We start from the raw sequence: 21826 nt of genomic DNA, 5'->3' as shown, positions 1-21826 counted from the left end.
TCGCCGAGGCCGGCCAACTGGTTCAACGCTTCTTCCGCCGCCGCGAGTTCCGCCTCGCGCTCGAACAGGCCGAAGCCCCGGCGGTCCCGACCGCCGCTGCGTACCACCACGTTCCACCCCCACGCCGGGGGCGCACACCCGGCGCGCGGATGAGTGCGGCCGGGCCTGAGAGCCCCGCGAAGAACTCAGCGTACGCCCGGACGCGCCCCTCACGAGGTCAGACGGCGGAGCCGGACGCACTCTCCGCGATTCCGCGCAACACGGCCAACGCCTCCGCCGCCCGGGAGTGTTCGACGAAGAGGTGGTCGTGGTGGAAGCCGGCCACGACGTTGCAGCTCAGCCCCGCCTCGGCCAGCCCCTGCGCGACCACCGCCGTCAGCCCGACGGCGTCGAGCGCGGAGTGGACCCGCAGGGTGATCCAGCCGGCCACGTAGTCGTACGCGAGGCCGGCCGCGTCGGCCTCCTCCTGGCGCACGACCAGCGTCAGCCCCTCGGGCTCGGCGACGGTGACGACCGGGACGACACCCGCCGGAGCGGGCCCGTCCACGGTGGTGAAGACGTAGCGCCCGGAGTTGAGCTCCGGCCGCATCCCGGCGACGAGCCGGTCCAGGTTCCGTTCCGCGGTCATGATCGACAGCCTAGGGCGTGGGGACGGATCGACAGGCCGCCCGGCCGCCAGACCCCTGCCAAAGCGGCCCCCGCCCCCGCACCCCCTCGCCCGCGCCCCCCGTCACGTCAAGTCGAACTCGCCCTCCCGGGCGTTGACCACGAAGGCGCGCCACTCCGCCGGAGTGAAGATCAGGGACGGTGCCTCCGGGCGGCCGCCGTTTCGCATGGCGATGAAGCCCTCCACGAAGGCGATCTGGACGTCTCCCGCGCCCTGGCTGCCCGATCGCCAGTCGGCTCCGGTGAGGTCGAGGTCCGGCTTGTTCCAGCCCATGAAGGCGTGCTGGGTGGTGGTGCTCTCCGCCACGTCCGTGCTCCTCCCGCATAGCGCAACGTCGTCGTCCGGGGCTCAGGGTAGCGAGCGGTACCGGGTGCCGACAGACCTCCGGCGGGCGGCCCGGGCGGCTCAGGCGGCCGGTGGACGGTCGCCGACGAGCCACATCGCGAAGAACTGCGCGCCCCCTCCGTACGCGTGTCCGAGCGCCCTGCGCGCCCCCTCCACCTGGTGCTCGCCCGCCTGCCCCCGTACCTGCATCGCCGCCTCCGCGAAGCGGATCATCCCGGACGCGCCGATCGGGTTGGTGGACAGGACGCCGCCCGAGGGGTTCACGGGCAGGTCGCCGTCGAGTTCGGTGACCCCGGCCTCGGTGAGCTTCCAGCCCTCGCCCTCCTCGGCGAAGCCCAGGTTCTCCAGCCACATCGGCTCGTACCAGGAGAACGGGACGTACATCTCGACCGCGTCGATCTCCCGGCGCGGGTCCGTGATGCCGGCCTGGCGGTAGACGTCGGCGGCGCAGTCCTTCCCGGCCTGCGGCGACACGAAGTCCTTGCCCGCGAAGAGCGTGGGCTCGCTGCGCATCGCGCCGCCGTGCACCCAGGCGGGCGGCCGGGGCGAACGCGCCGCGCCCGCACGGTCGGTGAGGACCATCGCGCAGGCGCCGTCGGAGGACGGGCAGGTCTCGGAGTAGCGGATCGGGTCCCAGAGCATCGGCGAGGCCTGGACCTTCTCCAGGGTGATGTCGTGCTCGTGGAGATGGGCGTACGGGTTCTTCAGCGCGTTGCGCCGGTCCTTGTACGCGACGAGGGAGCCGACGGAGTCCGGCGCGCCGGTGCGCCGCATGTAGGCGCGGACGTGCGGGGCGAAGAAGCCTCCCGCCCCGGCGAGCAGCGGCTGCTGGAAGGGGACGGGCAGCGAGAGGCCCCACATGGCGTTGGACTCGGACTGCTTCTCGAAGGCGAGGGTCAGGACGGTGCCGTGGACCCGGGCGGCCACCAGGTTCGCGGCGACGAGCGCCGTCGAGCCACCGACCGAGCCCGCGGTGTGCACGCGCAGCATCGGTTTGCCGACCGCGCCGAGGGCGTCGGCGAGGTACAGCTCCGGCATCATCACGCCCTCGAAGAAGTCGGGCGCCTTGCCGATGACGACGGCGTCGATGTCCGCCCAGGTCAGCTCGGCGTCCTCCAGGGCGCGCACGGCGGCCTCGCGGACGAGTCCGGCGATCGACACGTCCCCGCGGGCGGCGACGTGCTTGGTCTGGCCGATTCCGACGACGGCGACGGGCTCTTTAGGCACGGGCTTCCCCTTCCAGGACGGCGACCAGGTTCTGTTGCAGACAGGGGCCGGAGGTGGCGTGGGCGAGGGCGCGGTCGGAGGCGCCCCGGTGGATGCGGGCGGCGGCCTCGCCGAGGCGGATGAGGCCGGCGGCCATCATCGGGTTGGCGGCGAGCGCTCCGCCGGACGGGTTGACCCTCACCCTGTCGTCGAGGTCGAGGGCTCGGCGGAGCACGACCTCCTGGGAGGTGAAGGGCGCGTGCAGTTCGGCGGTGTCGACCGGCCGTTCGAAGGCCCCGGCGCGCTCGGCGGCGAGCCGGGTGGACGGCGAGTCGGTGAGGTCGCGCACGCCGAGGGAGTGCGCCTCGATCCGGTGGTCGATGCCGCGGATCCAGGCCGGGCGGTCGCACAGCTCGCGGGCCCGGTCGCCGACGGCGAGGATCACGGCGGCGGCGCCGTCGCCGATGGGCGGGCAGTCGCCGGTGCGCAGCGGTCCGACGAGGTACTCGCCCTGCTCGCGGGCGCCCGGCAGTTGGGCGTGCGGGTTGGCGGTGGCGTCCTGACGGCTGCGCGTGGCGATGGCGGCGAGGGCGGGCTCGTCGGTGTGTCCGGCGTCGATGAGCGCCTGCGCCTGGAGGGCGGCGAGGGCGACGGTGTCGGGCCAGAGCGGGGCAAGGTAGTAGGGGTCGAGCTGCCGGGTGAGGACATCGCGTACGGAGCCGGGCGAGGACTTGCCGTACGAGTAGACCAGCGCGGTGTCGGCCTCGCCGGTCAGCAGCTTCACCCAGGCCTCGTAGAGCGCCCAGGCGCCGTCCATCTCGACATGGGACTCGGATATCGGCGGCCAGGCGCCGACGCCGTCGAGGGCCATGGTGAAGGAGAAGGCGCGCCCGGCGAGGTAGTCGGAGGAGCCGGAGCAGGTGAAACCGATGTCGGCGGTCTTCAGTCCGGTCTGCCGCAGCACGTCGTGGAGGACGGGCATGACCATCTCGACCTCGGACAGTTCGTCCGTGCGGCGCCGGTGGTCGGTCTGGGCGAAGGCGACGATCGCGACTTCGCGGTCCTGTCGGTCCGGCGTCACAGGAGCTCCTTGTACGTGTCGTAGTCGGCGTCGGGTTCGCCGGTCGGCCGGTAGTGGTCGGGGTAGCGGCCGTCCTCGCTCCACACGGGTTCGACGCGGAGCCCCATCCGCACCTGGTCGTAGGGGATGCCGCCGATCCGGCCGTGGAGCGCGAGGCCGGCGCCGTCGAGGGCGATGTGGGCGTAGACGTACGGGACCTCGATGTCGAGGTTCTTGGCCTTGATGTTGACGATGCAGTACGTGGTGACCGTGCCGCGCGGGCCGACCTCGACGTGCTCGGTGGTGGCGACCCCGCAGGTGGGGCAGGCGCCTCGGGGCGGGACGTACACCTTGGTGCAGGACGGGCAGCGTTCGCCGACGGTCCTGCGCTCGGAGAGCGCCTGCAGGTAGCCGGTCTGGGCGCGGCCGGGGCTGTAGGTGTAGTCGAGCCGGGCGTGGGCGACGATGCCGGTGACGGGGGTGTCGAAGGTGCCGTCGTGGTGGCGCGGTTCCTGTACGTCCTCGCCGTCGTACGGCTCGAAGCAGGCGATGTCCGTGATGGCGCCGGTCCGCTCGTCGGCCCAGCGGAGCCGGACCCGCATGCCGGTGCGGACGGCCTCGGGGCCTGGCGCGTCGAGGGCGTGGAGGAGGGCGGTGTCGGCGCCGTCGAGGCGGACCAGGACCCAGGCGAAGGGCGTGGACAGGGGCTGCCCGGTGCGGGGCTCGGGATTCCAGGCCCAGGTGGTGACGGTGCCGGTGGTGCCGAGCTCGACGAGCTCGCGGAGTTCGGCGGCGGTCACGGGGTCGTACTCGACGGGCGGGACGAGCACGCGGCCGTCATCGGCCCTTACCCCGAGGACGGTCCGCTCGCGGAGGCCGGTCAGGAAGGCGGACTGGACGGGGCCGAGGGAGCGGGTGAAGGGGAACTCGACGACGAGGGGTGCGCGGAGGGTTTCCGGGGCGGGGGGCATGGGGCTCCTTGGTCGGGGTGGTGACGTGGGTGCGGGCGGGCGACCGCTGCGCGGGGCGTTCACCCCACCCCGCCCCTTCCCGAACTGGGGCTCCGCCCAGACCCCGCGCCTCAAACGCCGGCGGGGCTGGATCGTGCGCGAAAGGGGCGGGGTGGGGAAAGGTCACTGCCGGCGGTACACCGGGGACCGTTTCTCCGCGAAAGCGCGCGCCCCCTCCTTCGCGTCCGACGTGTCGAAGATCGGCCAGCCGCGGGCGAGTTCCGCCGCGAGGCCCTCCGTCTCCGTCAGTTCGGCCGTCTCGTAGACCGACGCCTTGACGGCCTCGACGGCGAGCGGGCCGCAGGCGTTGATCTGTTCCGCGACGGACAGCGCCGCCTCCAGCGCCGTACCCGCCGGCACGACGCGGCCGACGAGTCCGATGCGGGCCGCCTCCTCCGCTCCGTACGGCCGCCCGGTCAGCAGCATTTCGAGCGCGTGCGTGCGGGCGATCTGCCGCGGCAGCCGGACCGTCGAGCCGCCGATCGGGAAGAGGCCGCGCTTCACCTCGAAGAGGCCGAACGTGGCGGAGGAGCCCGCGATGCGGATGTCCGTGCCCTGCAGGATCTCCGTGCCGCCGGCGACGCAGTAGCCCTCGACGGCCGCGATGACCGGCTTGCGCGGGCGGTGGTGGCGCAGCATCGCCTTCCAGTGCAGGTCGGGGTCGGCCTTGAGCCGGTCCCGGTACTGCTCGCCCTCCATCCCCTTGCCCGCCAGCGCCTTGAGGTCCATCCCGGCGCAGAAGGAGCCGCCGGCGCCGGTCAGGACGACGGAGCGGATCGTGTCGTCGGCGTCTGCCTCCAGCCAGCCGTCGTACAGACCGACCAGCATGGGCAGCGAGAGGGCGTTCTTGGCCTCCGGCCTGTTGAGTGTGAGCACGAGCGTGGCGCCTTCGCGCTGCACGGTGAGGTGTTCGGTCCCACCCATGGGCGTTCTCCCGTCTCGAGACCTAGAACAGGTTGCAGGAGGGGCGGTTCCAGTTCAATAGTTTTCTGACACTCAGTCAGATTGTTCTGCGCGACCCCTTCCCACCTCCGCCGCTCGGCGCTCTAATGACCGCCGAGTCAGTTCGGGCCTGGACGACCAGCGGGGTCAGGAGGAACGGTGGAGTACAACCTTGCCGACCTGTTCGAGTCGGTCGTCGACGTGGTCCCGGAGCGCGAGGCGCTCGTCTACGTCGACCACCCGGGCACGGGCGCGGAGCGCCGGCTCACGTACGCGCAGCTGGACGCCGCCGCCAACCGGCTCGCCCACCACCTGGTCGACTCCGGCATCCGGCCGGGCGAACACCTGGGCATCCACATGTACAACGGGATCGAGTACCTCCAGACCGTCCTGGCCTGCCTGAAGGCGCGGATCGTCCCGGTCAACGTGAACTACCGGTACGTCGAGGAGGAGCTGGTCTACCTCTACCGGGACGCCGACCTCGCCGCGCTCGTCTTCGACGCCGAGTTCACCGAGCGGGTCGGCGCGGCGCGGCCGCAGACGGAGAAGCTGCGGCACCTCGTGCGGGTGGGGACCCCGCCCGAGGACGCCCCCTCCCTGGAGTGCGTGCCGTTCACCGACGCCGAAGCCGCCGGTTCGCCCGAGCGCGGCTTCGCTCCGCGCTCCGCCGACGACCTCTTCATCATCTACACCGGCGGTACGACGGGGATGCCGAAGGGCGTCATGTGGCGCCAGGAAGACCTCTTCTTCGCCGGCCTCTTCGGCGGCGACCCGGCGGGCGAGCCGGTCAAGCGGCCCGAGGAGCTGGCCGAGCGGGTCGCCGCGGGCGGCTCGGGGATCACCTTCTTCCCCGCTCCCCCGCTGATGCACGGCACCTCGACCCTGACGTCGTTCATCGCCTTCAACTACGGCCAGCGGGTGGTCATCCACCGCAAGTACGCGCCGGAGGAGGTGCTCCGGACGATCGAGAAGGAGAAGGTCTCCAGCGTGTCGCTGGTGGGCGACGCGATGCTGAGGCCGCTCATCGACGCGCTCCACGGCCCGCTCAAGGGGACGGACCTGTCCTCGCTGTTCAGCGTCTCCTCGTCCGGGGCGATCATGTCGGAGACGGTGCGGGCCCAGTTCCAGGCGCTCGTGCCGAACGTACTTCTGCTGAACAACTTCGGCTCCTCGGAGTCCGGTTCCAACGGCAAGGCGACGGACGACTCGGGCCCGGAGAAGGGCTTCCGGCTCGAGGTCAACGAGCGGACGCGGGTCGTGGACCCGGCGACGTACGAAGAGGTCGCGATCGGCGAGGTGGGACGCCTCGCCCAGCGCGGCCACGTCCCGCTGGGCTACTACAACGACGCGGCGAAGACGGCCGAGACGTTCTTCCAGAAGGGCGACGAGCGCTGGGTCCTGCTCGGCGACATGGCGACCGTCGACGAGGCCGGCATCGTGACGGTCCTCGGCCGGGGCTCGCAGTGCATCAACACCGGCGGAGAGAAGGTCTATCCGGAGGAGGTCGAGCAGGCGCTGAAGTCCCACCCGGACGTGTACGACGCACTGGTCGCCGGTGTGCCGGACGCGAAGTGGGGCAATCATGTGGCGGCGGTCGTCCAGCTGCGCGCCGGGGCCCCCGCGCTCGACCTGGAGACCGTGCAGACCCACTGCCGCACCCGGCTCGCCGGGTACAAGATCCCCCGCCAGCTGGTGATCGCCGACGCCATCCAGCGCTCGCCCAGCGGCAAGGCCGACTACCGCTGGGCCCGCTCCCTCGCCGCCGAAGACGATCGGCGGTAGGTTCGTGCCGACGCAGTGTGATCCATCTGAATGAGCGGGGAACGACGGGGTGCTGACGCTGACGGAGGTCGCCGACGATCCGTCGATCCTGACCCGCCGCCTGGCGCTGAACGACGCTTCGGAGGTGGTGTTCCGCCCTCTCGTCCGCACCGACGCGGACCGTCTGGCAGCGTTCCTCGCGGCCCTGTCGCCCGAATCGAGACGGCTGAGTACGTTCGACGGGTACGACCTCGCGACTGCGCAGGACATGTGTGACGCGCTCGCGCGCTACGACAAGCTGAGGCTCGTACTCGAGGAAGTGCCGTCCGGCAGGATCGTCGGCCTCCTCGAGTTCAGCCTCGATCTCCACCCCGAAGACGTGACGCGCTTTCTCGAGGCCGGCATCCACCTCGCACCGACCGATTGCCGGTTCGGCCCCACCCTGGCGGACGACTACCAGGAGAGAGGGGTGGGAACGCGGGTCTTCCCCCTCGTCACGGACGTCGCACGGCGCTTCGGCAGGAAGAGGATCATCCTCTGGGGTGGCGTTCTCGCCGACAATCCACGCGCCATTCGCTACTACCGGAAGAACGGCTTCCACCTTGCCGGCTCCTTCACCGGGGCGGATGGCCTGCGCTCGCTCGACATGATTCTGGATCTGGATTCGCGGCAGGGGTAGTGCCGGTCCCGCTCAAGCGTCGGTGACACAGGCTCAGCCTTCCCCGTCACGGGAAGCGGACCCCACCTTCCCGGCAAACCCTCTCGGCAACCTTCCCGGCCACAGCGTCTGAGGCCTGTCCGCAAAATACGGACAGGCCTCAGATACCGAAGGCCCGCAAAGCGGCGAGGAAGGCGGACGGCTGGGAGCGGTGGATCTCGTGGCCGGCGTCGATCGTCACCAGGCGTGCGGCGGGCAGTACGTCCGCCATCCAGGACAGCCGCTCCTGCGCGAAGTGGCTGATCTCGCCGCCGGCCAGGATCAGGGTCGGGACGGTGATCGTCGCCAGGCCCTCGCACCAGGCGGGATCGGGCGCGTTCAGCTGGGCGTCGGTCGCGTGCACGACGGCCCAGTCGAGCGGGAGCGGCCCCTCGGGGCGCTCCGCGTGGCCGCGCGGCGGATCGAGCGGGATGAAGACGGGCGCCTCCTCAAGGACGAGCCGGCCGATCAGGCCGGGCTCCTCCAGGGCGAGGAGGTAGGCCGCCGCGCCGCCCATCGAGTGGGCGACGACATCGGCGCCGGTGAGGTCGAGCTCCTTCAGGAAGCCGCGCAACTCGTCGCGGAACACGTCGAATCCGTACGGCCCCGTCCAGTCGCTCAGGCCGTGACCGCGCAGGTCGACGGCGTACACCCGGCGGTCCACGGCCAGTTCCCCGGCGATCCGCGCCCACTCGGCGCTGTTCCCGCCGCGCCCGTGCACCAGGACGACGGGCGGGGCGGACTCCTCGCCCCACACCCGGTAGGCGAGGCGGACGCCGTCGACGGTGACCGTGCGGACCTCCGGGTCGAGGAAGGCGGCGATCGGGCGGGCGAAGGCGCCCGCGTCGTCCACCCAGGGGAAGTGGCCCGCGCCGCGCTGGACGACCACCTCGGCGTACGGGAAGCACTCCGCCAGCTCGGCGGCCCGTGCCGGGCTCGGCCCGCCGTCGTACTCCCCCGCCAGGATCAGTACGGGCGCGGTGAGGCCGGCCAGCGCGGCCCGGGTGGCCTCCGGGTCGAAGGCGCCGGGTGCGTGGAAGGCGGCCGCCGCGTCCCAGTGCGCCTCGTCGGTGATCGCGGCAGCGTGGGCGCGGGCCTCCTCGTCCCATCGGCCGTACTTGAAGGGGGCGGTGATCTCCATGACCCGCGGCGCGGGAGTGTCGGGCCCGATGGTCGCCAGGCCGGCCCGGGCCTCCGCGTACCAGGGCTGGTCCGCGAAGACCTCCCCCGCCTTGTCCCACTCCTCGTCGGTGATCTCGATGCCCACGGCCCACGTGCCCGGGGTGACGAGGACGAGGGAGCGCACCCGCTCGGGGTGGGCCGCCGCGTACAGCGTGGCGAGGTTCCCGGAGGCCGAGTGGCCGAGCAGGTCGATCCGCTCCAGGCCGAGGTGACGGCGGAGTGCCTCGACGTCGGCCACCTGACGGTCGCAGCGGTACGAGGCGGGGTCCGCGGGCTCGGCGGAGGCGCCCGTGCCCCGGAGGTCGAGCACGATCAGGCGGCGGTACGCGGCCAGGCCGCCGAACTCGCCGAGGTACGCGGCGTCGCGCATCGGGCCGCCCGGCAGACAGACCAGCGGCTCCCCCTCCCCTCGTACGTCATAGGCCAGTTCGGTCCCGTCGTACGTCGTGAAGGTCGGCATGGCACCGATCGTGCGCGCCGGTGGATGATCTTCGCAAGCGATTTCGCCCACGGCGCGATCCGGACCGAAGGCGCGATACGGTGGGATGACTCCCACCCGCGAAGGAACGACTTTCCCATGCCCGAGACCCTCCGAGGCGACTGCGCGAACTGCTTCGGGCTGTGCTGCGTCGCCCTCCCGTTCGCCAAGTCCGCGGACTTCGCGGTGAACAAGTCCTCCGGGGATCCGTGCCGGAACCTCCAGGAGGACTTCCGCTGTGGCATCCACACCCGGCTGCGGCCGAGCGGGTACTCCGGCTGCACGGTGTACGACTGCTTCGGCGCGGGCCAGAAGGTCTCCCAGGTCACCTTCGGCGGGGTCTCCTGGCGCGAGGCGCCGGAGAGCGCGCGGCAGATGTACGAGGTGTTCCCGGTGATGCGCCAGCTCCACGAGCTGCTGCGCTACCTCACCGAGGCCCTCGCCCGGCCCGCCGCGCGCCCGGTCCACGCGGAGCTGCGGAAGTCCCTCGCGCGCGTGGAGGGGCTGACCGAGGGGTCGGCGGACGCGCTGGAGAAGCTGGACGTCGGCGCCGTACGGGGCGAGGTCAACCCGCTGCTCCTGAAGACCAGCACCCTGGTGCGGGCGGCGGCGGGCGGCAAGACCAAGAGCCGGCGCGGGGCCGACCTGATCGGGGCCCGGCTGCGCGGGGCCAAGCTGCGGGGCGCGGACCTGCGCGGGGCCCTGCTGATCGCCGCCGACCTGAAGGGCGCGGACCTCTCCCTGACCGACCTGATCGGCGCCGACCTGCGCGACGCCGATCTGTCCGGCGCGGACCTCACGGACGCCCTGTTCCTCACCCAGCCGCAGCTGAACGCGGCGCGCGGCGACGCGGCGACCCGCCTCCCGACGACCTTCGAGCGCCCCGCCCACTGGGCCTAGGGCCCTCTGGGTCTAGGCCTCCGCCGTCCTGGCGCACAGGTAGGGGCGGGCGAGGAACAGACCGACGGCGGTCGCGAGGATGCCGATGTACACGGGCGCGAGGTGGAGGAAGTCCGTGTAGTGGATCGCGCCGTGCACGACGACGGCGGGCAGGAAGCCGAAGGCCGCCGCCGTGGCCAGGGACCAGAACACCCAGGCCTCGCCCCGCCCCCAGCCCCACGCGCTGAGCAGCGTGATGGCCACGGCCGCGGCCATCAGGGCGCCGCCGAAGCCCGCGCGGTCGTGGGCGACGAACGGGACGAGCCGGGGGTTCACGGCTTCCAGGGCCTTGGTGTCGGCGCCCAGGAAGACCAGGTCGCTCGGCACGAAGACGCCGGTCAGGCCGACCACCGAGATGACCGTGCCGCCGAAGAACAGGCCAGCTCCCGTGACGATGAGCAGGAGTTGGCCCACCAGGGCCCGGCGCCGCTCGCGCTCCGGGCCCTCGGGCATCCGGCGCCAGCGCGGGGTGTGCGGGGCCCGGCGGACGGCGGCCACGAACATCGGGAAGAGCACGAGGGTGGTGGCCGTGTGGAGGGGCTCCACGAAGCCGGTGACCAGGAAGTAGAAGAGGGTGGGGAAGCCGATGGCGCCCGAGATCAGGTACGCCTCGCGGGCCCATGCCCTGCCGCGTCTGATCCCGCCGACGGCGAGGCCGGTGTAGAGGGCGCCGATCGACACCATCGTGCCGGCCATGGTGATCCGGTCGTGCTGGAGGAAGTGGACGAGGTGGTGGTTGGCGGCGTGCAGCTCGTCCAGCGTCATGCCGAGGTAGTCGCGGTCGTACCAGAGCAGGACCGGCCCGAGGGTGATCGCCGCGGCGCCGAGTCCGGCGCCGATCATGCCGAGTCCGACGAGCAGTCCCCAGACCCAGGCGGGCCAGCGGCGGGGATCGCGGCCCACGTCCCGTAGCCCCGGAGCGGGCGCGGTGGGGGTGGCGGCCTCGGTGACCCGTGCGAACCAGCCGGGTCCTGCCTCGACGAGCACACCCGGCCGGGCGAGCACGACGGCGTTCGGGTCGTCGAGCGTGGCGGCAGCGGCGGTGACCGACGGGTCCGACACCCGGACGACATGGGGTTCGTCGTCGCGCGTGAAGCCGTCGACGTGCGGGGCGAGGGCGGCCTCGGCCTCCGGGTCGGCGGTACGGACGACCAGCGCGATCGCGCGGCCGGCGGCGGCCGCGCGGACTGTCTCGACATCGGCCGCCGCGACCGGCGCCACCTCGACGACACCGGCCCCGAGCGGGGCCATGGCGCGGACGGTCTCGTGGGCGAGCGCGGGGGGCACGGATATCCCGAGGCGCACGGCCACGGGCACACCGGCCAGCTCGCCGGCGAGCCGCTCCGGTGGGTGGCGGTGTCCGAAGCCCCGGGCGATCAGCCGCGCGCCGACGGGGCGGGAGCCGACCGCGGCGAGCAGCCGCAGCGCGGTGCGCTGCGAGCGGCGCGTGCCGACGACGGCGGCCGCAGCGCCGCGCAGGGGGTGATAGGTCCAGTCCGGCATCGTTACGTCTCGTTCTCCGTAGCGGGCACGGTGGCGGTGGGACCGGGCGGGGTCCAGCCGAGCACCGGTGTCATGGAACGCAGGGTCGCCCGCTCCGGCGTGAGCCGGGCGGCGACGTCGCGCAGGAACACGGCCGGCGGCCACGCCAGCTGGCCGATCGCGCCGAGGCGGGCGGAGCGGCGCGCGACGGCCTGGGTACGGGGGCGGCGCAGCCGGTCGTACGAGCGGAGTGCGGCGGTCACGTCCGGGGTGCCGTCGAGGCAGGCGGCGAGGGTGACCGCGTCCTCCAGGGCCTGGCAGGCGCCCTGGCCCAGGTTGGGGGTCATGGCGTGGGCGGCGTCGCCGAGGAGGGCGACCCTGCCGCGCACGAAGGAGGGCAGCGGGCGCAGTTCGTACAGGTCGTGCCGGAGCACCGCGTCGGCGGGGACGGCGGCCAGGAGGGCCGGGATCGGGTCGGGCCAGGATCCGAACCGGCGCAGCAGTTCGGCGTGCTCGGTGGAGCCGGCGGCAGTTCCGGTACCTGGCGGGAGCGACGCGGTCGCGAAGCAGTACATCCGGCCGCCGGGCAGGGCCGTGTAGCCGAACCGCTCGCCGCGTCCCCAGGTCGCCGCGCCCTCGGCGGGCGGTTCGGCGAGGGGCTCGGTGACCATGCGCCAGGCGGTGTAGCCGGCGTACCGGGGCGCGGGCGCGTCGAGCCACAGCGCCTCGCGGACCGCGCTGCGCAGCCCGTCCGCGCCGATGACGAGGTCGGCCCAGGACTGGCCCCCGCCGTGCTGGACAACGAGGCCGTCGCCGTCCTCGCGGACGGCGGTCACCTCGCTGCCGGGCCGCAGGCACTCCGGGGGCAGCGCCTCGGTGAGCGCCCGCAGCAGCTCGGCGCGGTGCAGGACCACGAGGGGATGGCCGAAGCGGCGTACGAGTTCGGCCGTGTCCGTACGGGAGAGCCAGCGGCCGCGGCGGTCGCGTACGCCGCCCGAGGCCTCGACGGCGCCGAGGGCCCGCACCGTGTCGGCGAGACCGAGCACGTCGAGCGCGCGCAGCGCGTTGGGCCAGAGGGAGATCCCGGCGCCGATCTCGGTGAACCGCGGGGCCCGTTCGAGGACTTCGACGCGCCAGCCGCTCCGGTGCAGGGCGATGGCGGCCGCGAGGCCGCCGATCCCGCCGCCGACGACGGTCGCGGCGCGCTGCGGCATGGGTTCCTCGCTCGGATTCTCGGGCTCCGCCGCAGGGGCACGGGCGGCGGGTGGGGACGGGACGCGGCGCAGGTGGGAGGGCTGAGCGGCGCCCCATAGCAACATGTCGCCCCACGCGTGTCAACGTGCGCCGGGCGGCTACGACAGCGAGGGCTGCCGGTGCGCCTGGGCGACCTGGGGCGCCTGGGGGACGTACACGTACGGCGTGGTCGTTGTCAGCGCGGTGAAGCCGAGGCGCTGGAGGATCGGGCGGCTGGTGTCGGCCGCGTCGACCTGGACGTAGCGGTGGCCGCCCTCGACGGCGATCCGGGTGCGGAAGGCGACCAGGGCGCGGTAGAGGCCCCTGCCCCGCCAGTCCTCGACCGTGCCCCCGCCCCACAGGCCCGCGAAGTCGGTGCCGGGGTACAGCTCCAGGCGCGCCGCGCTGACGGGTTCGTCGCCGGCCATGGCGAGTACGGCGGCGACGGTGTCGGGCGCCGCCGCGAGCCGGTCGAGGAGTTGGCGGCCGATGTGGGAGCTGTCGCCGCCGAAGGCCCGGTCGTGGACCCGGGTGACGAGTTCCACTCCGGCGGCGTCGGTGACGGGGACCAGCTCGACGCCCTCGGGGAGGTCCACGGAGGTGGGCAGCGTGGCCGCCTCCGCGACCATCAGGGTCTCCGCGTCCTCGGCGGTGAACCCGGCGGCGAGGAGCCGGTCCACGAGGTCGGCGGGGCCGTCGTGTCCGTACACCTTCCACTCGAAGGGCAGCCCGAGCGCGGTGAAGTGACGAATCTGCTCGGCGACGGCCTCGTCAGCGTCGCGCTCCTCGAGCCCGGACCAGAGGACGCCGTTCCAGGCGTGGGCCGGGCCCGACTGCCGTACGACCGGCCCGGACCGCTCCACGCGGGTGCCGGGCCCGTCGGGGCGGGCGCCGAGGCGCAGCTGACGGTCGTACTGGGCGAGCAGGGCGCGGATCGCTTCGTCGTTCATGGGCAGACTCCAGCACCGGCCGCCAGGGCGCGGCAATCCGTTTTCGGCGGGCACGCACCCCGGCGGCCCGGCCGGGCGCGCCCCGGTCTCAGCCGGGCGCGTGGCGCAGCGGCGTGAGCTGTTCGATGTCGTAGCGGCGGCGGAGCGCCTCGATCGCCGCGTGGTCGACCTCGCCCCCGGAGCCGAGGATCTCCATGAGCTCCTCGAAGTACCGCTCGTGGTCGGGCGGCGGGGAGGCCTGGAACAGCATCCGTGCGGGCTCCCCGGTCGGGTTGGCGAAGGCGTGCGGGCAGCCGGGCGGCACGAGGATCAGGGTGCCCGGGGTGGCCCGTACGACCCGCTCGCCCGAGGCGGACTCCCAGTCCCGCCACCGGTCGGGGGTACGGACGAGGGGCTCGAAGGCGAGGACGTCCAGCTCGCCTTCGAGCAGGTAGAAGAGCTCCTCGCTGTGGCCGTGGGTGTGCGCGCCCACGTCGAACCCCGGCGGGACCTCGACCTCGAAGGTGGAGGCGGTCGGGGTGTGCGCGCCGGTGACCTTGAACGTCACCCGCTGCGCCGCCGTCGTCAGGGTCTTGCCGTGTCCGGGTGGCACGACGAGTCCGCCTCTTGCCGGGTGGATCGCTGTCATGGCGCCGTACGTCCTCTCACGGCACGTCCTCTCCCCACGCGTCCTCTCACCACGTGACCGGCAGGGTCTCGGGGCCGCGGATCAGCGCGCCCCGCTGCCACTCGATCTCCTCCTCCGGCACGGCGAGCCGCAGTCCGGGGAACCGCTTCCAGAGGGTGTCGAGGAGGATCTCCGACTCGATGCGGGCGAGTTGGGAGCCGGGGCAGTAGTGCGGTCCGTGGCCGAAGGCGACGTGCGGGTTGTGGCCGCGGTCGAAGTCGAGGCGCTCGGGATCGGGGAAGACGTCCGGGTCGCGATTGGCCGTCAGGTACGAGACGTAGACGGGGTCGCCGGCCGGGATGAGGACGCCGCCGACCTCGACGTCCTCCACGGCGATCCGGGAGAGGCCGACTGCGTTGCGGTGCGGGATGTAGCGGAGCAGCTCGTCGACGGCCTGGGGCAGCAGCTCCGGTTCGGCGCGGAGCCGGGCGAGGTGCTCCGGGTGGGTGAGCAGGGCGTAGACCATGTTGGCGCTGTTGTTGCGCACCGCGTGCGCGCCGCCGATCTGGATGAGCACGGCGAGGCCGACGGCCTCGTGCTCCTCCAGGGTCCCGTCGTCGACGGCGTCGGCGAGCACGGCGGCGAGGGTCTCGCGGCCGGTGCCGTGGTTGCGCCCGATGAGGTCGGTGAAGTACTGGGCCATGTCGGCCTTGGCCTGCTCGCTGGCCTCGCGGCCCGCGCCGGCGGAGATGATCGTGTCGGACCAGCGCGCCATCAGCCCCTGGTCGCCCTCCGGTACTCCCATCAGCTCGCTGACCATGGCGAGCGGGAACGGCCGGTTGACCATGGCCATCAGATCGGCGGGGGCGCCCTGTTCCTCCAGGGCGTCGAGGAGCCGGTCCATGGTGGCCTGGGCGTGGTCGCGCAGGGCGGCGAGCGCGCGGGCGGAGTAGGCCCGGGCGACGACGCGGCGCATCCGGGTGTGGTCGGGCGGATCGGCGAAGCCGACGGCGCCGTCCATCGGGATGAAGTGCGGGGCGAGCCGGGTGATCTGGCGGCCGTGGACGGCCTGGCGGCTGAAGCGGGGGTCGACGGAGACGAACTTGACGTCCTCGTAGCGGGTCACCAGCCAGGCGTGGCCTTCGCCGTGCGGCAGCCGGACCCGGGAGACGGGGTCCTCGTGGAGCAGCTTCGCGAGAAGGGGGTCGAACTCGAGGCCGGTGAGGTCGGGCACGGCCCAGAAGTGGACGCGTGGGCTGAGGGAGTTCTGGGCGGTGGTGGTCATGAGGCGACTTTCGCGGGAGCGGGGCTGCTGTTCGGCGACGCGAGCGGGCGGGAGGGAGCGGGGCGCGCGGCGAGGGCAGTGGGTACGGGGGTGGGGGGCACGGGGGCCGGAGAGACATCCGCGGAGGCGGGGGCCATCGGCGCCGGAGCGCGGCGGGGTTCGAGCACCGACACCGGCGGGGTCGTGGTCGTCGTGGTGCGAGCAGGCGGGTCCAGGTGGACGGACTCGCGGCGGATCTCGTCCCCCGGAAGGCCGCCGGTCCAGCTGCCGAGCGAGATCTCCGCCGTGATGCCGGGGCCGAAGCCCGCGATCAGGCCGGGCGATCCCGGCGGCGGGCCGCCCTCCTCGAAGAGCCGGCGCAGGGCGTCCAGGACGACGGCGCTCGCGATGTTGCCGTACTCCGTCAGCGTGGCGCGGCTGAAGCGGAAGGCCTCCGGAGCGACCTTGAGGTGGCGGCCGAGGTCGTCGAGGATGCGGGGTCCGCCGGCGTGGATGACGTAGAAGTCCTGAGCGCCCGCGTCCTGTCCGTGCCGGGCGGCGAGGTCGACGAGGGCGGGGGCGAGCTGCTCCATCGTGCCGGGGACGCGTTTGTCGAGCAGGAAGTGGAATCCGGTCTCGCGCACCCTGTACGCGATCCAGTCCTCGCTGTCGGGCACCAGGTGCGAGCCGTTGCGTTCGAGCCGGACGCCGACGCCGCCCGTTCCGCGGATCACGGCGGCGGCCACCGCGTCGCCGAAGAGGCCGTTGGAGAGGAGCTTGCCGACGGTGAGGTCGGTCGGCTGGTAGCACAGCGAGCAGAACTCGCAGGCCACGACGAGGGCGTTGGCTCCGGGGTAGGCGGCGCAGAAGTCGTGGGCGCGGTTGATGGCGGCGCCGCCGGCCGCGCAGCCGAGCTGGGCGATCGGCATCTGGCGGGTGTCGCTGCGGAAGCCCAGGTTGTTGATCATCCAGGCCGTCAGCGAGGGCATCATGAAGCCGGTGCAGGAGACGTAGACGATCAGGTCGATGTCGCGGGCGTCGAGGCCCGCGTGGGCGAGGGCCTCGTCGACGACGGCGGGCACGCGTGCCTTGGCCTGGGTTTCGTACACCGCGTTGCGCGCCTCGAATCCGGGGTGGGCCAGCGTGTGCTCGATGGGCTGGACGAGGTGGCGCTTGGCGACTCCGGTGTTGCCGATGAGGCGGAGCACGAGCGGGAGTTGCGCGTGTCCGGCATGCAGCTTGCGGGCCAGGGCGAGGGTCTCGTCCTGGGTGATGGTGTGCTCGGGGACGGAGACGGCGGGACGGCACAGGACGGGCATGGGGGTCCTTTGCGACCTGAGGGCGTACAAGGGTCCTTCCGGGCCGGGGACGAGCCGCCGGTCGGACCTCTGGCTCCCTCCGATATCCCCGGGTGCGGGCGGAATGATCAGAAAGAAGATCAAACACACTCAATTGTGCGATCTTGAGGTAACCGTGGTGGCGGAAGTTCAGATGAGTTGTCACCGTCGCGCCAGCCCCTCCCCGGCGGACGGCTCCCAGAACTGGGCAAGCGCGCCCTCCTTGTACGGCGCGGGGCTGACGCTCAGGTCGCCCGCGAAGGGCCGGTCGAGGACGACGACGAGCAGGAGGCTGAAGCCGATGAGCGCGGCGACCGCGCCGACGAAGAGGAGTTGCATGCGCCGGCTGCGCATCCCGTAGAGGAAGGTCAGCGGGATGATGACGAGGGCGCCGCCGACGGCAAGGAGCTGGAGGAGCAGGGGCAGTTGCTGGCCGGCCATGGTGATCCGGGCCCGGCGTTCGCCGGCCACGTCGTCGAGGGTAGCGGCGGCCTGGGCGTAGAAGGCCTTCTGCGACTCGGTGGTGGGCTCGTACGCCTGGAGCGCGTCGTACAGCCCGTCGAGCCGGGCGTTCGTGACGGAGTAGTCCGCCGCGCCCTCGCGCATGAGCGGCCACTGCACCTCGACGACGCCATGGACGTAGCCGGAGGCGGCGGCGTCCACCCGGGCGCGCGCCTCGGGCGGGAAGGCGCGGGCGTCGCGCACGATGAGGGCGACGCCGGTGGCCTCGGCGGCGACCACGTTCTGGGTGTTCTCCATCTGCGTCCACAGGGTGACGATGACGAAGGCGAGGATGATCCCGTAGATCGCGCCGAACATCCCGAGGACGACACCCACCATGTCGTTGTGCTCCCCGTCGGCGAGCCCGGGGTGGCGGCGGCGCAGAAGAACACTCCCGGCGAGGGAGACGAGGACGGTCCCGCCGACGATCATGACGCCGAGGGCGAGGGTACTGAGGTGGTTGAGCAGCCAGAGAGTCACGGCGACCGAGCGTAATCAGCTGCTCACGGATCCAGAAATTCGGCGCCACCCTCTTGCCACGGACGGGGTCCGGGCCGATTTACTGACCTCGAAAGGATCTACCGAATGATCGGTAGTCCGATTGGTCACGAGTTCACGGTGAATGAACGGGAGTGGGCGCGGCATGACGGATCTGCTGGACAGCGGCGAACGACTCGGACGCGAGGAGCTGGCGGCGCTCCAGCTGGAGCGGCTGCGGTCCACCCTGCGGCACGCGTACGAGAACGTGGGCTTCTACCGGCAGTCCTTCGACAAGGCCGGCCTGCACCCCGACGACTGCCGCTCGCTGGCCGACCTCGCCCGCTTCCCCTTCACGGTCAAGACCGATCTGCGCGACCAGTACCCCTTCGGGATGTTCGCCGTCGACCAGTCCGAGGTCCGGCGCATCCACGCCTCCAGCGGGACGACCGGCCGCCCGACGGTGGTCGGCTACACCGAGCGCGACCTGGACACGTGGGCCGACGTCGTGGCCCGCTCGATCCGCGCGGCCGGCGGCAGGCCGGGCCACAAGGTCCATGTGGCGTACGGATACGGGCTGTTCACCGGCGGTCTCGGGGCGCACTACGGCGCGGAGCGGCTCGGCTGTACGGTCATCCCGGCCTCGGGCGGCATGACGGCCCGCCAGGTCCAGCTGATCCAGGACTTCCGGCCCGAGATCATCATGGTGACGCCCTCGTACATGCTCACGCTGCTCGACGAGTTCGAGCGGCAGGGCGTGGATCCGCGGACGACCTCGCTGAAGGTGGGCATCTTCGGCGCCGAGCCGTGGACGGAGGCGATGCGACAGGAGATCGAGGAGCGGTTCGCCCTCGACGCGGTCGACATCTACGGGCTGTCCGAGGTGATGGGCCCGGGCGTCGCGCAGGAGTGCGTGGAGACCAAGGACGGCCTGCACATCTGGGAGGACCACTTCTACCCGGAGATCGTGGACCCGATCACGGGCGAGGTGCTGCCGGACGGCGAGGAGGGCGAGCTGGTGTTCACCTCTCTCACCAAGGAGGCCATGCCCGTGATCCGGTACCGCACACGGGACCTGACGCGGCTGCTGCCGGGTACGGCACGGGTGTTCCGGCGCATGGAGAAGGTCACGGGCCGCAGCGACGACATGGTGATCCTGCGCGGCGTGAACCTCTTCCCCACCCAGGTCGAGGAGATCGTCCTCCGCACACCGGGCGTGGCCCCGCACTTCCAGCTGAAACTCACCCGCGAGGGCCGCCTCGACGCCCTGACCATCCGCGCCGAAGCCCGCCCGGACGCCACCCCCGACGAACGCGCCGAGGCGGCCCGCTCGATCGCCACGGCCTGCAAGGACGGCATCGGCGTCTCGGTCACCGTCGAGGTCGTCGACCCGGAGACGCTGGAGCGGTCCGTGGGCAAGATCAAGCGGATCGTGGATCTGAGGCGGGGTTAGGGGCGGTGGCGTTCGAGGACCTCGCCCGACAGGTTTGCTGACCCTTCCGGGTCACGGCCGCGCCGTTCCGAGGGTCTGGTCGGCCGTCTCGAAACGGTGGTCCTTCGGCTTCAGCACGTCGTAGAGGTAGCCGAAGTAGTCCGTCTCCGCCGTTCCTGTGAGCACGGCCAGCACGAAGGCGACGCACCCCATGTCGTGGTGCTCCCACAGGGGACCGCGTCCCTCGTTGTAGAGCACGGTCCACTCGTCGGGGTGCTGCCCGGGGCGCACCAACCAGTACAAGAACGCCCCCGTGCCCTCCTCGAATGCCCAGGGCACGACCCTCGCCCCCGCCTCCCGCAGGCCGGCCGGCTTCTCCTCGAACTCCCACAAGTCGGCCAGGATCTCCTCCCGTTCCGCCGTCTGCGCATGCAGGTCGCAGTCGTCGTAGGCGGAATCGGGGACGAGCAACCAGATGGTCTCGTCGAAGATTCCGTCTCCGTACGTCTCGACGAGCTGCTTGTAGTCACTGGGCAGCGCCACACCGAGGGCGCGCTCGGCCGACGCCCAGTCCACCGCCGGCGGCCCAACGGCGGGCGCCGGGCACAGGCGGACGAGTTCCTCTGTCGCGATCATGGAACGGACGGTACGTGAATCCGCGATCGCGAAGGTACCCGCGGCCCACCTCAGGCGCTGTCCGTCCCCACCGCGAAGCGGTCGCGGAGTTCTCGTTTCAGGATCTTGCCGCTGGCGTTGCGCGGGAGTTCGGGGACGAAGAGGATGCGCTTCGGGGCCTTGAAGGGGGCGAGTTTCTCGCGGGCGTGGGTGATCAGGGTGTGCTCGGTGACGTCCTCGCGGGGGACGACCACGGCGGTGATCGCCTCGATCCAGCGGTCGTCGGGGAGGCCGACGACGGCTACCTCGGCGACGGCCGGGTGGGTGTAGAGGGCGTCCTCGACCTGGCGGGAGGCGACCAGGACGCCGCCGGAGTTGATGACGTCCTTCACCCGGTCCACGACCGTGTAGTAGCCGTCGGCGTCGCGCACCGCGAGGTCGCCTGAGCGGAACCAGCCGCCGCGGAAGGCCTCCTTGGTCTCCTCGGGCTTGTCCCAGTAGCCGTCGCACAGCTGCGGGGAGCGGTAGACGATCTCGCCGGGTGTGCCGTCGGGCACCTCCTCGCCGTGCTCGTCGACGACCTTCGCCTCGACGTGCCGGACGGGGCGCCCGCAGGAGTCAAGGCGGCCCTCGTGCTCGTCCGGGCCGAGGACGGTGGCGAGCGGGCCGATCTCGGACTGGCCGAAGCAGTTGTAGAAGCGCAGTTCGGGGAGGCGTGCGCGCAGTCGCTCCAGGACGGGGACCGGCATGATCGAGGCGCCGTAGTACGCCTTGCGGAGGCCGGAGAGGTCCCGGGTCGCGAACTCCGGGTGGTTCGACAGGCCGATCCAGACCGTCGGCGGGGCGAAGAGGCTGTCCGCGCGGCCTGCCTCGATCAGGTCGAACAGGGCCTTGGGGTCCGGGCCGTCCACGATGGTGTTCTCGGCGCCGATCGCGAGGTACGGCAGCAGGAAGACGTGCATCTGCGCGGAGTGGTAGAGCGGCAGCGAGTGGACCGGCCGGTCGTCGGCGCTCAGGTCGAGGGCCTCGATGGCGCTCGCGTACTCGTGGACCAGCGCCCGGTGCGTCATCCGGGCGCCCTTGGGCAGCGCCGTCGTCCCCGAGGTGTAGAGGAGCTGGACGTACTCGCGGGCGTCGCGGTCGCTGTCGTACGTGTCGGGTTCGGCGAGCGCGGTGAGGAAGGAGTCCTCGGTGTCCCGCAGGGCCCGTACGGACAGGTCGGCGGGGACGCGGTCGGCGAGTGCGGGGTCGGCGAGGACGAGCGAACTCCCCGACTGGCGCAGGATGTAGTCGAGGTCCTCGCCGGTGAGGTGGTGGTTGACCGGGACGTGGATGAGGTCCGCGCGCGAGCAGGCCAGGAAGGCGATCAGGTACGCGTCGGAGTTGTGGCCGTACGTCGCGACCCGGGCGCGCTCCTCGAGTCCGTAGCGCTCCCGCAGGACGGCGGCCCCGGTGCTCACGGCCGCGTCCAGCTCGGCGTAGGTCCAGGAGCGGTCCGCGTACCGGACGGCGATCCGCTCGGGGGTGCGCTGGGCGGCCATGCGCAGGACGCCGTCGACGGTGCGGCTGAGGAGTCGTTCCATGGCGCGATCCTCGGCGGCTCGGGGTGGCGGGTCAAGTACGTGTGCCGCCCGGGCGCTT

The 21826-nt window shown here is 72.4% G+C and carries 19 protein-coding genes and 1 pseudogene; 4 read left to right on the top strand and 16 right to left on the bottom strand.

Going from position 1 to position 21826, the window contains the following annotated elements; all coding sequences use genetic code 11:
- Positions 1–217: 217 nt before the first annotated feature.
- The 6 genes from AB0F56_RS27485 to AB0F56_RS27460 form a co-directional block, all read right to left on the bottom strand.
- Entirely contained in the window at positions 218–628 is a 411-nt protein-coding gene (locus AB0F56_RS27485) for an ACT domain-containing protein (RefSeq protein WP_362014221.1), read from the bottom strand.
- Positions 629–730: 102 nt separating this feature from the next.
- On the bottom strand, positions 731–973 hold the full coding sequence (locus tag AB0F56_RS27480; RefSeq protein WP_362014219.1) for a DUF397 domain-containing protein: 243 nt from the start codon (positions 971–973) through the stop codon (positions 731–733).
- Positions 974–1072: 99 nt separating this feature from the next.
- Positions 1073–2239, bottom strand: a complete 1167-nt coding sequence (locus tag AB0F56_RS27475) for a thiolase domain-containing protein (RefSeq protein ID WP_362014218.1) — start codon at positions 2237–2239, stop codon at positions 1073–1075.
- Entirely contained in the window at positions 2232–3299 is a 1068-nt protein-coding gene (locus AB0F56_RS27470; RefSeq protein ID WP_362014216.1) for a thiolase domain-containing protein, read from the bottom strand. The genes AB0F56_RS27475 and AB0F56_RS27470 overlap by 8 nt, the downstream gene beginning before the upstream one ends.
- Positions 3296–4249, bottom strand: a complete 954-nt coding sequence (locus tag AB0F56_RS27465) for an OB-fold domain-containing protein (RefSeq protein WP_362014214.1) — start codon at positions 4247–4249, stop codon at positions 3296–3298. Before AB0F56_RS27465 ends, AB0F56_RS27470 begins: the two co-directional genes overlap by 4 nt.
- A 162-nt stretch (positions 4250–4411) precedes the next feature.
- Positions 4412–5212: a crotonase/enoyl-CoA hydratase family protein gene (locus AB0F56_RS27460; protein ID WP_362014212.1), complete on the bottom strand. Its 801-nt coding sequence runs from the start codon at positions 5210–5212 to the stop codon at positions 4412–4414.
- 177 nt (positions 5213–5389) lie between these two features.
- Here AB0F56_RS27460 and AB0F56_RS27455 point away from each other — a divergent pair, with 177 nt between their 5' ends.
- On the top strand, positions 5390–7012 hold the full coding sequence (locus AB0F56_RS27455) for an acyl-CoA synthetase (protein ID WP_362014210.1): 1623 nt from the start codon (positions 5390–5392) through the stop codon (positions 7010–7012).
- 49 nt (positions 7013–7061) lie between these two features.
- Positions 7062–7670 carry a GNAT family N-acetyltransferase gene (locus AB0F56_RS27450; RefSeq protein ID WP_362014208.1) on the top strand — a complete coding sequence of 203 codons (609 nt, stop codon included), beginning with the start codon at positions 7062–7064 and terminating at the stop codon, positions 7668–7670.
- Between the two features lie 139 nt (positions 7671–7809).
- On the opposite strand, the gene AB0F56_RS27445 is transcribed toward AB0F56_RS27450, so the two are convergent.
- On the bottom strand, positions 7810–9330 hold the full coding sequence (locus AB0F56_RS27445) for an alpha/beta fold hydrolase (RefSeq protein ID WP_362014207.1): 1521 nt from the start codon (positions 9328–9330) through the stop codon (positions 7810–7812).
- Positions 9331–9447: 117 nt separating this feature from the next.
- Here AB0F56_RS27445 and AB0F56_RS27440 point away from each other — a divergent pair, with 117 nt between their 5' ends.
- Entirely contained in the window at positions 9448–10248 is an 801-nt protein-coding gene (locus AB0F56_RS27440) for a pentapeptide repeat-containing protein (RefSeq protein WP_362014205.1), read from the top strand.
- A 12-nt stretch (positions 10249–10260) separates the two neighbouring features.
- On the opposite strand, the gene AB0F56_RS27435 is transcribed toward AB0F56_RS27440, so the two are convergent.
- From AB0F56_RS27435 to AB0F56_RS27405, 7 genes and pseudogenes are all read right to left on the bottom strand, one after another.
- A complete protein-coding gene (locus AB0F56_RS27435; RefSeq protein ID WP_362014203.1) occupies positions 10261–11790 on the bottom strand; it encodes a hypothetical protein in 1530 nt (509 codons plus the stop codon).
- 2 nt (positions 11791–11792) lie between these two features.
- The gene (locus tag AB0F56_RS27430; protein ID WP_362014202.1) at positions 11793–12983 is read right to left on the bottom strand and encodes an FAD-dependent monooxygenase; all 1191 of its coding nucleotides are present in this window, start codon (positions 12981–12983) and stop codon (positions 11793–11795) included.
- 138 nt (positions 12984–13121) lie between these two features.
- Positions 13122–13952 (bottom strand): GNAT family N-acetyltransferase, encoded by an 831-nt coding sequence (locus AB0F56_RS27425; protein WP_362014200.1) that lies wholly within the window; start codon positions 13950–13952, stop codon positions 13122–13124.
- An 88-nt stretch (positions 13953–14040) separates the two neighbouring features.
- Entirely contained in the window at positions 14041–14580 is a 540-nt protein-coding gene (locus AB0F56_RS27420) for a cupin domain-containing protein (RefSeq protein WP_362014198.1), read from the bottom strand.
- A gap of 46 nt (positions 14581–14626) precedes the next feature.
- Positions 14627–15844 carry a cytochrome P450 gene (locus tag AB0F56_RS27415; RefSeq protein WP_362014197.1) on the bottom strand — a complete coding sequence of 406 codons (1218 nt, stop codon included), beginning with the start codon at positions 15842–15844 and terminating at the stop codon, positions 14627–14629.
- A 257-nt stretch (positions 15845–16101) separates the two neighbouring features.
- A pseudogene (locus AB0F56_RS27410) lies at positions 16102–17142 on the bottom strand (type III polyketide synthase); the annotation flags it as partial.
- Positions 17143–17322: 180 nt separating this feature from the next.
- Positions 17323–18141: a DUF4239 domain-containing protein gene (locus AB0F56_RS27405; RefSeq protein ID WP_362014196.1), complete on the bottom strand. Its 819-nt coding sequence runs from the start codon at positions 18139–18141 to the stop codon at positions 17323–17325.
- A gap of 163 nt (positions 18142–18304) precedes the next feature.
- Between AB0F56_RS27405 and paaK the strand changes: the two genes are divergently transcribed.
- The gene (gene paaK, locus AB0F56_RS27400) at positions 18305–19591 is read left to right on the top strand and encodes a phenylacetate--CoA ligase PaaK (protein WP_362014195.1); all 1287 of its coding nucleotides are present in this window, start codon (positions 18305–18307) and stop codon (positions 19589–19591) included.
- Positions 19592–19642: 51 nt separating this feature from the next.
- Here paaK and AB0F56_RS27395 read toward each other — a convergent pair whose 3' ends face one another.
- Both AB0F56_RS27395 and AB0F56_RS27390 read right to left on the bottom strand, forming a co-directional pair.
- The gene (locus AB0F56_RS27395; RefSeq protein ID WP_362014193.1) at positions 19643–20206 is read right to left on the bottom strand and encodes an SMI1/KNR4 family protein; all 564 of its coding nucleotides are present in this window, start codon (positions 20204–20206) and stop codon (positions 19643–19645) included.
- Between the two features lie 50 nt (positions 20207–20256).
- Positions 20257–21768 carry a fatty acyl-CoA synthetase gene (locus tag AB0F56_RS27390; RefSeq protein ID WP_362014192.1) on the bottom strand — a complete coding sequence of 504 codons (1512 nt, stop codon included), beginning with the start codon at positions 21766–21768 and terminating at the stop codon, positions 20257–20259.
- Positions 21769–21826: the final 58 nt, after the last annotated feature.

The organism is Streptomyces sp. NPDC026092, from assembly GCF_040638605.1.
Classification (GTDB): domain Bacteria; phylum Actinomycetota; class Actinomycetes; order Streptomycetales; family Streptomycetaceae; genus Streptomyces.
This window is presented reverse-complemented; position numbering and strand designations above follow the sequence as displayed.